This is a genomic window from Pseudomarimonas salicorniae (genome assembly GCF_023156535.1).
Classification (GTDB): domain Bacteria; phylum Pseudomonadota; class Gammaproteobacteria; order Xanthomonadales; family Xanthomonadaceae; genus Pseudomarimonas; species Pseudomarimonas salicorniae.
The window spans coordinates 235387-248983 of record NZ_JALNMH010000004.1 but is presented as its reverse complement, the minus strand read 5'-3'; the positions used below and the strand labels follow the sequence as shown (position 1 = coordinate 248983).

Genomic DNA, 13597 nt, shown 5'->3' with positions numbered 1-13597 from the left:
TCACGGCGCATGACGACGGTGGACATCGAGGTCATCGTGGTCGGCGCCGGGGTGGTCGGCCTGGCCTGCGGCGTCGAACTGGCGAAGAGGGGCCGCGAGGTGCTGGTGGTCGAGCGGGAGGCGCGCGCCGGCGAGGGTGTCTCCAGCCGCAATTCCGGGGTGATCCACGCCGGGCTCTACTATCCGCCGGGCTCGCTCAAGGCCCGCGTCTGCGTGCGCGGGCGCGAACTGCTTTACGCCTTCTGTGCCGCCCGCGGGGTTCCCCATCGGCGCTGCGGAAAATGGGTGGTGGCGGCGACCGAAGACCAGCTGGACACCCTGCGCCACTACCAGGCGCGCGCCGCCGAGAACGGCGTCGGCGAGGTGCACTGGGTGGACGGCGAGTTGCTGCGCCGGCGCGAGCCCGCGCTGGGCGGCGTCGCTGCGCTCGACGTGCCGCAGTCCGGCTTCGTCGACGTGGCCGAGTACGTCATGGCGCTGAGCGCCGAACTGCAGCGTCACGGGGGGCAGCTGTTGACCCGCTGCGAGGTCGAGCGTATCGACTGCGAGGAGGCTGCCTTCGCGGTCAGCGCCGGGGGCGAGTCGCCGATCCGATGCCGCCAGCTGGTCAATGCCGGGGGGCTCGGCGCCCAGGCCCTCGCCCGGCGCACCCATGGGTTCCCGCAACACCTGGTTCCACCTCTGCACTTCGCCGCCGGCCACTACTACCGCATGCGCGGCAACAAGGTGCCCTTCGACCGGCTGGTCTATCCGCTGCCCGGGCGCAGCGGCCTTGGCGTGCATCTCGGCTTCGATGCGGCCGGCCTGCCCCGCTTCGGTCCCGACGTACGCTTCATCGAGCGCGAGGCCTACGACTTCGACGACAGCCGTCGCGCCGAGTTCGCCGCGGCGATCCGCGAATGGTGGCCGGGCCTGCGCGACGAGGACCTGCTGCCCGATTTCGTCGGCGTGCGCCCCAAGCTGGTCGGGCCCGAGTCACCGACCCCGGATTTCGTCCTCCAGGGCGAGGCCGAGCATGGCCTTGCCGGGCTGGTCCAGCTGTTCGGCATCGAGTCGCCGGGGCTGACCTCCTCGCTGGCCATTGCCGAGGAGGTCGCGGACCGCCTCGCCTGAGCCTTGTTCGCCCACGGTGCGGGGTTTTCCGGATCGGGTTGGCCGTTGCTCTCCGGCTATAGTCTGCAAGGCAGGGCAGACAGCCCGGACGGAAGAAGGCATGGCCAGCGGCCACAGCGAGGCGAGGAATGCGGGGCGTGGCATCCAGCAGCTGCTCCAGGTCAGCGCGGGCGGTCGGCGCTGCGCCCTGCCGCTGGGGCAGGTGCGCGAAGTGCTGCGCCCCTTGCCACTGCAGCCGATCCCCGAATTGCCGGACTACGTCGCCGGCTTGACCGTCCTGCGCGGCCACCCGGTGCCAGTGGTCGACCTGTCGAGCTGGCTGGGCCTGGCCCGGGGCGAGGTCGGCCGCTGGCTGCATCTGGTGCAGGGCGCGCGGCGCCTCGCCCTGGCGGTCGAGGCGGTGGACGGCGTCCGCGAGATCGAGGGTGCCGAGTGGGAAGCCATGCCCTGCCTGCTCCGCGATCGCGATGCCGAGTCTGCGCTGTCCCGTTTCGGCGAGGTCGATGGCCAGCTGCTGTCCCTGGTCGAGGCCGCCCGGCTGCTGCCCGAGACGGCCTGGGCGAAGCTTGAGGCGGCGAGCTGAGCTGCGTGCAGCACGGACTCCGCCAGCTGGTCGACGAGGTCGCCGCCCAACTGGGTTTCCATGGGGATGCCGGAGACCGTGAGCGCCTTGGCTCGGCGATCGAGGCGCGCATGCGCAGCCTGGGCCTGGGCGCCCAGTCGGACTACCTGGCGATCCTGCGGGGGCCTGGGGGGACGCAGGAGCTGCGGGCCCTGGCCGATGCCCTGATCATCGGTGAAACCTACTTCTTCCGCGGCCGCGACCACCTCGACGTGCTGCGCCGGGCCTGGCTCGCAGGCCCCCCGGACCGGCGCTGGCGGATACTCTCGGCCGGCTGTTCAAGCGGCGAGGAGCCCTACAGCATCGCCATGCTGGCCGACCAGCTGGGCCTGGCGGGCCGGATAGCCATCGATGCGGTCGACGTCAGCCGCGAGGCGCTGGCCCGGGCCGAGGCGGGCGAGTACTCGCCCTGGTCGCTGCGCGATACGCCGCCCGAGGTCCGCCGGCGCTATTTCAGCGAACACGGCCGGCGGTTCCGCATCGACCAGAGGATCCGCGGCCAGGTGCGCTTTGCCGAATGCAACCTGCTCGACCGCGCGCATCCGCTCTGGCAGCGCGCCGGATACGATGCCGTGTTCTGCCGCAACGTGCTGATCTACTTCCGTCCCGATGTGGTCGAGTCGGTGGTCGGCCGTCTGGCGGGACTGGTCGAGGACGGCGGCTTCCTCTTTCTTGGCCACTCCGAGGCCCTGCACACGCGCTGCCCGGAAATCGAGCTGGAGTGCGAGGACGAAACGGTCTTCTACCGCAAGCACGCCGGCGCTGCGGGTCAGCGCTCCGGTGAGGACTGGCTGGCCCTGATCGACGGGATCCATCGGGAACTGGATGAGGGGATGGCACGTCCGCGGCTGGAGACTCTGCCCGCCTCGTCGTTGGTGGCGTCGCCCCAGGCGCCCGGGCTCTCGGCGCCGCGCACTGATGTCCCGGGGCGCCCGGCTCCGATCGATCCGGTCCAGGTCGGCCGGCTGCTGCGCGAGGAGCGCTTCCGCGAAGCCCTGGGCCTGCTTGACGCGGCGCCGGACGATGATCTGCCGAGCCAGGTACTGCGAGCCGAGCTGATGTTCGTCAACGGAGACCTCGAAGGCGCACATGCCCACTGCCACGCGCTGCTCGCGCGGCATTTCCTCGAGGCCGAACTGCACCAGCTGGCGGCCATGCTCTGCGAGCAGCGCGGCGAGCCCTCGCGGGCGGTGGAGCATGCGCGGCGCGCTTCCTATCTGGATCCGCACTTCGCGCCGCCGCATGTGCTGCTCGGCCGGCTCTCCCTGCGCCAGGGCCAGCCGCGTGCGGCACGGACCGAGTTCGAGGCGGCGATCAAGCGCCTGCCGAACGAGCGGGAACATCGCCTGCGCTTGCTGTCGGGGGGATTTGGACGCGATGCGCTCCTTCGCTATTGTGAGTCGCAGATACGCGCCTGCGGGGATTCTCGATGAGTGGCGCTCACGCCGTACAGTCGGCCGAGCAGCTCAGGCAGGCCTTCGACAGCGCCTTTGCCATCGAGCGCGAGAGTGCCTCCGAAGGCGCCGGCAGCCTGCTGCGGATCGCGGTAGGGGCCGAGGCGCGCGTCTACGTGATGGATCTTTCCGGACTGGCGCTGGTGCGCAAGTCGCCACGCATCGTTCCGCTCCCGGGCGCCGCGGCCGAACTGCGCGGCCTGGCCACGATGCGCGGGCGCACGGTGCCGGTGTTCTCGCTCGCCCGGCTGCTCGGGCTGGCCGTAGGCCGCGAGCCGGGCTGGACCGTTGGCGTCGGCGCCGAGCTCGACTTCGCGCTGCAGTTCGAGCAGCTGGAGGCGATCATCCAGGTTCGCCCCTCGCAGCTGCGCGAGGCTCCCAACGAGCAGCTCCGCCATGTCCGCTCGCTGTGCGTGGTTGGCACCACCAGCCTGCCGGTGCTCGACATTGAATCGATTCGTGGGGCGATTCGCCCCGATGCCCGGAAACCCTGAGGAGGCCCGCATGTTCGAGAACTGGACCGTAGGACGGCGCATCGCCGCGGGCTTCATCGCCGTTACCGTGCTGCTCGTGGTGCTCGGCGTGCTCGCCACGGTGACCCTGGTCGAGACCTCCGAACGAAAGGACCACATCATCAACGTGGTGATGCGCAATCAGCTGCGGGCCGAGACCCTGAACCGCGAGTTCGGCGACGCAGCGACCGCCGTGCGGGCCTATCTGCTGACCGGTCGCGCGCGCATGGATGCGCTGGCGGGCGAGTCGAGAGCCGCTTTCGAACGTACGCATGGCGAACTCGAGCGAGCGGTGGACACTGATCGCGGCCGCGCGTTCGTTGCGCGCGCACGCGAGCTGCATGGCCAGCTCTGGCAGGCTCTGGATGCGATGCAGGACGAACTCGCCGGTCAGGAGCTGGCGCCCGCAGCGGTGATCGAGCGCTTCGACCGCGATATCGGTCCGTTGGCGGAGGCCTGGCAGGAGGCTTTCCTTGGCTATCGCGACTTCCTTGAGCAGCGCTCGCGCAACGAGCAGGAGTTGACCAGCAACGAGGTCGACAGTGCGCGCCTGCGCTTCATCCTGCTGCTTCTGGCAGCCGTCGGCGCCTCGATCCTCATCAGCTGGCTGCTGACCCGCTACGTCGCCGGTCGGGTGGGCAGCGCGATCGCCCAGATCCAGACCTCCGCCGCCGAGCTGCAGGCGGCGGCCAACGAGCAGGCCACCAGCAGCCGCGAGCAGACCACGGCGATGAACGAGGTCAGCACCACCCTGAAGGAGCTGGTGGCGACGGCAAGGCAGATGGCCGAGAGCACCCAGCGTGTCTCGCGCATTGCCGACGAAACCGCCAAGGCGGCGCGAGCGGGCGATGCGACGGTGAGCAGCGCGAACACCGCCTTCGATTCGGTGCAGCGACAGGTCAACCTGATCGTCTCGCACATGGTCGAGCTGGGGAAGAAGTCGCACCAGATCGGCGCCATCCAGGAGCTGATCAACGAGCTGGCCGAGCAGACGAACATTCTCTCGATCAACGCCACCATCGAGTCCGCCGGGGCCGGAGAGGCCGGGCGCCGGTTCGCCGTGGTGGCCGAGGAGATCCGCAAGCTGGCAGATCGGGTCAGCGCCAGCGGCCGCGAGATCCGCACCCTGGTGGACGAGATCCGCTCGGCTGCGAATACCACGGTGATGGTCACCGAAGACGGGTCCAAGGCGGTCGACGCCGGCATGCGCAGCTTCTCCGAGGTGACCAGTGCGCTGTCCGAGATCCGCCGGATGGTCGACAGCGCCAGCGAAACCTCGCGGCAGATCGAGCTCGGCACCCGGCAGCAGGTCACTGCGGTCGAGCAGGTCAACCTGACCCTCGCCGACCTTGCCCAGGCCGCCAAGGAAGCCGACGCTGGGACCCGTCAGACCCTGGAGAGCGTCGACTACCTCAACAAGCTGGCTCTGGATCTTGTGCGCATGACGCGCAGCGCCGCCTGAGAGCCCCGGCGGTGGCGAACAAGGATCCCTACCGCTATTTCAGGATCGAGGCGCGCGAGCTGCTCGACGCGCTGCAGTCCTCCCTGCGGGCGCTTCCGGACAGCGCCGAGCGCGCCGCCGAGGTGGCCCGACTGCTGCGCACCGCGCACACCCTCAAGGGCGCAGCGAGGGTGGTCAAGGCGCTGGACATGGCCGAGGCGGCGCACCGCCTGGAAACCCGCTTCGCCGACTACCGCGAGGGCGCTGAGGTACCGGCCCCGGTACTCGGCGAGGCCGGCGAGGCCCTGCGCGGGCTCGAGGCTGACCTGGAGCGCCTGTTGCAACCCGCACCCCCAGCGCCTGCCGGGCCTCAGGCACCGGCCGTCACGGCTGGCGAACATGCCCCCGCCGCTCCCGCCGCCGTCCCTGCGCCTGCCCCCTCGGGTGATCGCAGCCTGCAGTCCGTGCGGGTAGCCATGGAGGATCTCGACGGGCTGCTGGAGGGCGTGGTCGACGCCGGGTTGCCGATGGGTCATCTGGAATTGGCCCTGGGCACGCTGGGCCGGCTGGCCGCCGAGTTGGAGCAGTCACCGGCCGACCAGCGCGCCGAGCGGGCCCAGACCCTGGGCGCCGAACTGCGTCGGCTGGTCGCCGAGTTCGGTCAGCACCTCGACCAGGCCCGTGGCGGCCTTCATCAGCTGCGCCAGCAGGCCACGGGGCTGCGCCTTCTGCCGGCGAGCCTGCTCTTCGACAGTCTGCAGGAAACCCTCGACGACGCCTGCGGCCAACTTGGCCGGCAGGCCGAACTGGTCGCCAGCGGCGGCGAGTACCGTCTCGATGCGCACATCCTGCAGCCGCTGCGAGATGGCCTGATACAGATCGTGCGGAACGCAATCAGCCACGGCATCGAGCCGCCGGCCTTACGTCGTGAGCGCGGCAAGCCGGAGCGCGGGCGAGTGGATGTGCAGGTCAGCCCGGTGGGCGACCGCATCCTGATACGCATCCGTGACGACGGGGCCGGCATCGACCTCGAAGCCGTGCGCCGGCTCGCCGTCGAGCGCGGGCGACTGGATGCGGCCACGGCGCCTTCGGCAAGCGAGGCGACCCTGGTCTCGCTGCTGCTGGAAGGTGGGCTGAGTACCGCCCGTGAGCTCACTGCGATCTCCGGCCGCGGGGTAGGGCTCGACCTGCTCCGCGAGGCGGTGCGCAAGGCCAGCGGCGACCTGCGCGTGCGCACCGCGGCCGGCGAGGGCACCGAATTCCTGATCGAGGTGCCGCCGTCCCTTGTGGCGATGGAAGTGTTGGTGGTGGGCGCCGGTGCCCTGCGGGTCTGCCTGCCGATGCACCAGGTCCGGCGGGCGATCCGACTGCCGCGCAGCGCGCTGGAGGAGCATGACGAAGGCACCCGGGTGGTGATCGATGGCCGGCCTCTGGCCGCCCGGCGGCTGGCCAGCTGGGACCCCGATGCCCGGCCTGATGAGCAGGGCGCTGAGAGCCGGAACTGCTCGGTCCTGCTGCTGGCGAGCGGCGAGCAGGAAGCCGTGCTCGAGGTCGATCAGCTGGTCGCCAGCCGCGAGGCGGTGGTCAGGCCGCTGCCGGCCTACGCCGGTTCGGCTGGACTTGCGATCGGCGCCTCGCCCGACCTCAACGGCGACCCGCTGCCGATCCTCGACGTGCACGCCCTGATCGAGGCGATCATTGCCGCCGGCCCCGAGCGCGCCAGGCCGCCCACGCAGCGGCTCCGGTACCGCGTGCTGGTGATCGATGACTCGCTGACCACGCGGATGATGGAGCAGTCGATTCTCGAGTCCGAAGGCTATGAGGTGGATCTCGCGGAATCCGCGGAGCGAGCATTGGAACTGGTCAGGCAGAATCCTTACCAGCTGTTCGTCTGCGACGTCGAGATGCCTGGCATGAGCGGGTTCGAGTTCGTCGCACGGACCCGCGAGGACCCGGTTCTGCGTCGGATCCCGGCGATTCTGGTCACCTCGCTCTCACGCCCTGAAGACCGCCAGCGCGGACTTGCCAGCGGCGCCTCCGACTACATCGTCAAGGGCGAGTTCGACCAGGGCTACTTCCTCGATGTGGTGCGCCGACTGGTGCGCGAGGGGGTGCCCAATGAATGAGGACCGCGCCCTGCGTGTGCTGGTGATCGAGGACTCGCGCACCCTGCGCGGGCACTTTGTCGAATCGCTGGAGGCGAAGGGCTTCGAAGTGGTCGGGGAGGCCTCGGACGGCGAGTCCGGCATCGCCCTGTGCGAACGGCTGCGCCCGGATGTCATCTCGCTGGACATCGTGTTGCCGGGCATCAGCGGGCTCGAGGTCACCGCCGAGATCATGCACCGCTGCCCGACGCCGATCCTGATCGTCTCCGCATCGCGCAATCGCGGCGAAGTGTTCCGCACCCTCGATGCGCTGAGCGCGGGCGCGGTCGACGTGCTGGACAAGCCCAAGGGTACCGATGCGGATGATGACTGGGTCGAGCGCTACCGGCGCGCGTTGCGCCTGGTGGCCGGAGTCCGCGTGATCCGCCGCTCGGCGCGCTTCATCCGCCCGTCCCAGGCGCCGCGGCCCGCCGATCGGATCGAGGCGCTGCCCCCGGCGGGCCCCGTCGAGCCCGGCGCGGGCCTGCGGCTGATCGCCATCGGTGCCTCCACGGGCGGACCGGCCGTGCTGGCCGAGATGCTGCCTCGTTTGCCGGCGCGGCTGGGCCTGCCCCTGCTCTTGGTGATCCACCTCGACCGCGCCTTCGAGGAGGCTTTCCGAGACTGGCTGGCGACCCTCGCGCCGTTTCCGGTGCGCCTGGTCAGCCACGGCGACCTGCTGCCCACGGACACCGTCCTGCTGATCGCCCCGGCCGGACGGCACCTGACCTTGCGCGGCGGTCGTCTGCTGCTCGACGACCGGCCGGAGCGCCACTCCTGCCGGCCGTCGATCGACGTGCTGTTCGAGTCGCTGGCCGAGGAATGCCCACGAAGCACGCTGGCCATACTGCTCACCGGGATGGGCGTCGACGGCGCCCGCGGGCTGCTGTCGCTGCGCCAGGCCGGGGCACGTACGGTGGCCCAGGACGAGGCCAGCTCGGCGGTTTTCGGCATGCCGCGCGCGGCCATCGAACTGGGGGCGGCCGAACGGGTGCTGGGGCAGGATGCGCTGGCGCCGTTGATCGCCGCCGCCGCCGCGGGCCTGGAGCGTCCCCATGCCGCCGGCGGCGTGCAGGGAGCCGAGCATTGAACGCCCTGCCTGCCAACGCCCAGGTGCTGATCGTCGACGACAGCCTGACCGTGCGCATGGATCTGGAGGAGGTGCTCGGCGAAGTGGGCATCGAAGTCGAGTCGGCGGCGACCCTGGCCGAGGCGCGCCGCTTGCTGGAGTCGGGTCGCCATCGCCTGCTGATCCTCGACATCCACCTGCCCGACGGCGACGGCATCGAGTTCCTCGAGGCGTTGCGCGAATCGCCGCGCCACGCCGGGCTCAAGGTCATGCTGCTGTCGACCGAGAACGAGGTCGGCGAGCGGCTGCGCGGCCTGCGCACCGGCGCTGACGAGTATCTCGGCAAGCCCTATGATCCCGGCGCGGTCTGCCGCAGCGTGGCCAGCTTCCTGCGCCAGGCCGAGGGCGCCGGCGAGGCGCCGCGGCACACCATCCTGCTGGTCGAGGACAGCGACACCTTCCGCCACGCCACCCAGGAGGCACTGGAAGCGGCAGGCTACCGCGTGCTCACCGCCCCGAGTGGGGAAGAGGGGCTGCGGGTCGCCCTGCGCCAGCGACCGGACGCCATCGTCATCGACGGCGTGCTGCCCGGCATGGACGGAGCCTCGTTGGTCCAGCGCATGCGCGTCCACCCTGACCTGCGCACCACGGCGCTGCTGCTGCTGACCGGTACCGTCGGCGCCGTCGGCGAGGTGGAGGGGCTCAGCCTTGGCGCCGATGCCTACCTCAGCAAGGGAGACAACTTCGACCTGCTGCTGGCGCGCCTCAGTGCCCTGTTGCGAAGCAGTGCCCGCGGCGCTGCGCAGTCTGCAGCGCCGGTCCACGCCAAGCGCGTCCTGGCGGTCGATGACAGCCCGACCTTCCTCAACACGCTGGCGGATGAACTTCGCACCGATGGCTATGACGTTGCGACCGCCGAGTCCGGCGAGGCGGCGCTGCGCTATCTCGAGACCGAGCAGGTCGATGCGATTCTTCTCGATCTCAATATGCCCGGCATGTCCGGACTTGAAGTCTGCCGCCGAATCCGCGAGGACGTCGGCACGCGTGACACGCCGGTACTGATCCTGACCGGCACACAGGAGCACGACTCGGTCATCGCCGGCCTCAACGCCGGGGCGGACGACTACATCGTCAAGGCGGCCGACCTCGATCTCCTGCGTAGCCGGCTCTCGGCCCAATTGCGCCGCCGCCAGTTCGAGGATGAGGTGCGGCGCAGCGAGCGCGAGCGACATCAGCAGGTGTTCGAGCTGGCCAGGCACAAGGCCGCCCAGCAACTCGCCGAAGCGCGCGCCGTCCTGCTGGCGGACCTCGAGCAGAAGAACCGCGAGCTGGAGGCCGCACGCAGCCAGGCCGAAGAGGCCAGCCGCTTCAAGAGCGATTTCCTGGCCGCTATGTCGCACGAGATCCGCACGCCGATGAATGCCATCCTTGGCTTCACCGACCTGCTGTTCGACGACGAGACCGACCCCGGTCGTCGCGACATGCTGCGCATCGTGCGCAGCGCGAGCATGACCCTGCTCAACCTGATCAATGACATCCTCGATTTCTCCAAGATCGAGGCCGGCAAGCTGCAGCTTTCGCCGGCGCCCTTCGCGCCTGCCGAACTGTTCCAGCGCGCTGCCGAACTGTTCGCCCTGAAGGCGCAGGAGAAACACCTCGAGTTGTCGGTCGTGGTCGAGAAGGGAGTGCCCGAACACCTGGTCGCCGATGACCAGCGGCTGTTCCAGGTCATCACCAATCTCGTCTCCAACGCACTCAAGTTCACCGAGCAGGGGCAGGTCACGCTCAGGGCCCGCTACGAGGAAGGCGAACTGGTCGTCGAGGTGCGCGACTCCGGGATCGGCATCAGTGAGGAGCAGCAAAAGCGCCTCTTCGCACCCTTCGAGCAGGCCGACCGCTCGACCACGCGGCGCTACGGGGGCACCGGCCTGGGGCTGGCGATCTGCCGCAACCTGGCCGATCTCATGGGCGGGCGAATCAGCGCCCAGTCGCAGCTCGGCGAGGGCTCAACCTTCGAACTCAGGGTGCCGGTCGGGATACCGGACGCGGCCGCGATATCCGAATTGCGCGCGGCGCGGGTGCGTGCGCCTCGCGGCCGCCTGGCCGTGCTCGGTGGCGACATCGGGCTGCGCGCTGCCCGTGTCGCCAGCCTTCGCGAGGCGGGCTTCCACGCCGAGGCCTTCGACCTGCGACCGGCCTTCGCGGCCGACCTCGAGGCGGCCGCAGTCGACCTGCTGCTCATCGAAGGCAGGGACTGTGCAGAGGTCGAGGCGCGTCTTGTCGGCGCCGCGGCCTGGCTGGTGCAGCTGCCACGCCTGCTGCTGCACAGCGTCGACGGCGAGCGCACGCACACGCTGCCCTTCCTTCCGCTCGATGCGGCGTCGGGTCCTTTGCAGGCTGCCCGCGTACTGCTCGGCCTGTGCGCGGGCGAGCGGCCCCTGCGCGCCATGGTCATCCATGCCGGTGGCGAATGGCTGTCCGTCCTGGGTGATGCGCTCGGCGGATTTGCCGTCGACCTGGTCGGAGTCGAGGCGTTGCCGGATGGCGCGCCCGCCCTTCTGCCCGACGTGCTCATGTTTGCCCCGGGCGTCTCCGGTTCGGCCCTCGGTGCGGCGCTGGCACAGCCATGGACCGACAGTGATCCGGGGCCCTTGCTGATGGCGACGCCGGAGGACGTCACCTCCGCCTGCGCCGCGTATCCAGTGATCCGCGATGATGGTGAGGCATGGCTGGACCGGGAACGCATGGCCCGACCGCTGCGCCAGCGCGCTCGTCGCGATGCCCGCGGCGAGGCCTTGATCAGGCAGTGGCGCGATGCGCAGCCGATGCCCGAGCTGGCCCAGCTGGTCGGCAACGGCATTTCCCGCCTGCTGGTTGCCGTGGACGAGATCGTCGATCTTGCCGCGCGTGGCGAAGACGCAGCAGCCCTGCATCGGGCTGCCCATAGCCTGAAGGGCTGGGCCGGCACGCTTCGGATGGACCAGATCTACGAGCCGGCAGTGGCGATCGACACCCTGGCCTCGACCGAAGCGCCAGACCGGGCGGCCCTGCACCGCGAAGTACTCCGACTCTGCGCCGTCTCCGACCTGATCTCGCGACGCTATCTGGGCGGTGTCGTGGCCAGCGCCGGGCAACCGGTCGGCGCCGCCAAGCTGGAGGTGCTGGTGGTGGAGGACAATCCGATGAACCAGCAATACATGGAGAAGCTGCTCGCCCGCCATCTGATTCGCTGTGATATCGCCGGGAACGGCCGCGAAGCCCTGGACCGCCTCGCCGTCACGCGCTACGACGTGATCCTGCTCGACATGGAGATGCCGGTCATGGATGGCCGCGAGACGATCCGGGCGATCCGCGCCGATCCGGCGCTGGCCGGTCACCATGTGATCGCACTGACCGCGCATGCGATCGATGGCGCGGCCCGCAAGTTCATCGAAGCCGGCTGTGACGATTACCTCGCCAAACCGGTCGATGCCGATCTTCTGCTTGCCAAGCTGCGCGCGCGTATGCCGGTGCCGTGAGCGGGCTGGCCCGGACATCGCGCAGCCGCGGCTCCACCGCCGCTCTTCCGCAACGGTCGGCTGCGAGTCAGCGCAGGTCAACCCGGGGCCGCTAGAATCCGCTGCGGACTGGCTGAAGGAATCCCGGGCTGGATGGCGCACAGATCGCTTCTGACATGGCTGGCTGTGGGCGGTGCGGCGACCCTTCTGGTCGCGGCACCGGCTGTGGCTGCCCAGCTGGAGGTCACTATCTTCCCGTCGCCCCTGCGGCCCGGAGAGGTCGCCCAGCTGCTGATCGAGGAGACCGACTGCGCCGATGGCAACCTGCCGTGGAGCCTGCACGACGTGGGCGATACCCGCCGGGTCGAGGTGCATCTGCGCGATGCCTGCGCGGTGCGCGGTTCCGGCTACACCCTGGTCCCTCTGGGCTTGATCGATACGCCGATCCGCCGTGTCGACCTGGTCGGCTGCAGCTTCGTTCCGCCCGGGGTCGAATACTGCGAGTCCCTGCGCGAGATGCCGGTGCTGCCGACCCTGTTCTCCAGCGGCTTTGACGCCCTGCGCTACGTCGCCGATCCCTGACGGCGCGGGCATCGGACCCTTCGCATGCGCCGTCCCTGTCGATTCCTCGTCGCCTGCGCCGTCCTGCTTGGCCTTGCCGCCTGCAGCACGCCGCCCGAGCGACGCTGGCCCGAGCGCACGCCCGCGGAGGTCCGCGAGCAGCTGATCGGACTGCTGCCGGCCAAGGGTGTCGACCGCGAAGGCTGGGCCACCGACATCGAAGCTGCCTTCCGCCACCTCGCCCTGCTGCCTAGCACCGACAATCTCTGCGCTGCGCTGGCGGTGATCGAGCAGGAGACAGGCTACCGCGCGAACCCCGAGGTGCCCGGCCTGCCGCGCATCGCAAGACAGGAGATCGAGCGCCGCGCGGCGCGGCTGAAGATTCCGCCGGTCGCGGTGGCTGCGGTGCTCGAGCTGCCCTCGGGAAATGGCCAGCGCTTCGAGCAGCGCGTTGCTGCGTTGCGCACCGAGAAGGACATGAGCGACCTGTTCGAGGAGCTGATCGGCCGCGTGCCACTGGGCCAGGCGCTGTTCGCTTCGGCCAACCCGGTGCGCACCGGCGGCTCGATGCAGGTCTCGATCGAGTTCGCCGCGCGGCACGCTGCCGAGCATGGCTACCCCTATGGCGCCGGGCTTTCGATTCGCGACGAGGTCTTTACCCGGCGCGGCGGCGTGTATTTCGGTATCGCCCACCTGCTGCAGTACCCGAACAGCTACGACCGCCACATCTATCGCTACGCCGACTTCAATGCCGGCTGGTATGCCAGCCGCAACGCAGCCTTCCAGAAGGCCCTCTCACTGCTTTCGGGGCAGGCGCTGGCGCCGGACGGCGACCTGCGACTGCCCGACCAGGGACTGTTCGACTCGCGCACCGCTCGGACCGAGCAGGTGGCGATCTCGCTCGCCCCCCAGCTTGGCCTGCCGGAATGGCGCGTCCGTCGCGACCTCGCCCTGGAGAACCGCTTCGAGTTCGAGCAGAGCGAAACCTGGCGCGCCGTGTTTGCCGCCGCCGACGCCCGGGCCGGCAAGCCGCTGCCGCGCGCGGTGCTGCCGCAGATCGTTCTCGAGGGCCCGAAGATCAGCCGGCGGCTCACCACCGCCTGGTTCGCCAACCGGGTCCAGAGTCGCTACCAGCAGTGCATCAACCGCGCGTACGCGCCCTGATCCGAGCCGCTGCCCGAGCC

Annotated in this window: 10 protein-coding genes; all 10 read left to right on the top strand. The window is 70.1% G+C overall.

Annotation, left to right across the window (positions count from 1 at the left end; genetic code table 11):
- Positions 1-9 precede the first annotated feature (9 nt).
- The 10 genes from M0G41_RS06745 to M0G41_RS06700 all read left to right on the top strand — a co-directional run bounded on the left by M0G41_RS06745 (position 10) and on the right by M0G41_RS06700 (position 13577).
- Positions 10-1113 carry an NAD(P)/FAD-dependent oxidoreductase gene (locus M0G41_RS06745; protein WP_248206792.1) on the top strand — a complete coding sequence of 368 codons (1104 nt, stop codon included), beginning with the start codon at positions 10-12 and terminating at the stop codon, positions 1111-1113.
- 100 nt (positions 1114-1213) lie between these two features.
- The gene (locus tag M0G41_RS06740; protein WP_248206789.1) at positions 1214-1696 is read left to right on the top strand and encodes a chemotaxis protein CheW; all 483 of its coding nucleotides are present in this window, start codon (positions 1214-1216) and stop codon (positions 1694-1696) included.
- A gap of 5 nt (positions 1697-1701) precedes the next feature.
- The gene (locus M0G41_RS06735; protein ID WP_248206788.1) at positions 1702-3168 is read left to right on the top strand and encodes a CheR family methyltransferase; all 1467 of its coding nucleotides are present in this window, start codon (positions 1702-1704) and stop codon (positions 3166-3168) included.
- The gene (locus M0G41_RS06730; protein WP_248206784.1) at positions 3165-3683 is read left to right on the top strand and encodes a chemotaxis protein CheW; all 519 of its coding nucleotides are present in this window, start codon (positions 3165-3167) and stop codon (positions 3681-3683) included. Before M0G41_RS06735 ends, M0G41_RS06730 begins: the two co-directional genes overlap by 4 nt.
- Positions 3684-3693: 10 nt before the next feature.
- Positions 3694-5163 (top strand): methyl-accepting chemotaxis protein, encoded by a 1470-nt coding sequence (locus M0G41_RS06725; protein WP_248206783.1) that lies wholly within the window; start codon positions 3694-3696, stop codon positions 5161-5163.
- Between the two features lie 11 nt (positions 5164-5174).
- Complete coding sequence (locus M0G41_RS06720; RefSeq protein ID WP_248206781.1) at positions 5175-7268, top strand: hybrid sensor histidine kinase/response regulator; 2094 nt, start codon at positions 5175-5177, stop codon at positions 7266-7268.
- Positions 7261-8376 (top strand): chemotaxis protein CheB, encoded by a 1116-nt coding sequence (locus M0G41_RS06715; protein ID WP_248206779.1) that lies wholly within the window; start codon positions 7261-7263, stop codon positions 8374-8376. Before M0G41_RS06720 ends, M0G41_RS06715 begins: the two co-directional genes overlap by 8 nt.
- On the top strand, positions 8373-11873 hold the full coding sequence (locus M0G41_RS06710) for a response regulator (RefSeq protein ID WP_248206777.1): 3501 nt from the start codon (positions 8373-8375) through the stop codon (positions 11871-11873). Before M0G41_RS06715 ends, M0G41_RS06710 begins: the two co-directional genes overlap by 4 nt.
- Before the next feature lie 132 nt (positions 11874-12005).
- Complete coding sequence (locus tag M0G41_RS06705) at positions 12006-12434, top strand: hypothetical protein (protein ID WP_248206776.1); 429 nt, start codon at positions 12006-12008, stop codon at positions 12432-12434.
- A gap of 24 nt (positions 12435-12458) precedes the next feature.
- A complete protein-coding gene (locus M0G41_RS06700; RefSeq protein ID WP_248206774.1) occupies positions 12459-13577 on the top strand; it encodes a DUF1615 domain-containing protein in 1119 nt (372 codons plus the stop codon).
- Positions 13578-13597 lie beyond the last annotated feature (20 nt).

Bases quoted from the DNA above. Each gene is read 5' to 3' on its own strand.
- M0G41_RS06740 (WP_248206789.1), top strand. From the start codon at position 1,214: ATGGCCAGCGGCCACAGCGAGGCGAGGAATGCGGGGCGTGGCATCCAG.
- M0G41_RS06745 (WP_248206792.1), top strand. From the start codon at position 10: ATGACGACGGTGGACATCGAGGTCATCGTGGTCGGCGCCGGGGTGGTC.
- M0G41_RS06725 (WP_248206783.1), top strand. From the start codon at position 3,694: ATGTTCGAGAACTGGACCGTAGGACGGCGCATCGCCGCGGGCTTCATC.
- M0G41_RS06730 (WP_248206784.1), top strand. From the start codon at position 3,165: ATGAGTGGCGCTCACGCCGTACAGTCGGCCGAGCAGCTCAGGCAGGCC.
- M0G41_RS06705 (WP_248206776.1), top strand. From the start codon at position 12,006: ATGGCGCACAGATCGCTTCTGACATGGCTGGCTGTGGGCGGTGCGGCG.
- M0G41_RS06715 (WP_248206779.1), top strand. From the start codon at position 7,261: ATGAATGAGGACCGCGCCCTGCGTGTGCTGGTGATCGAGGACTCGCGC.
- M0G41_RS06700 (WP_248206774.1), top strand. From the start codon at position 12,459: ATGCGCCGTCCCTGTCGATTCCTCGTCGCCTGCGCCGTCCTGCTTGGC.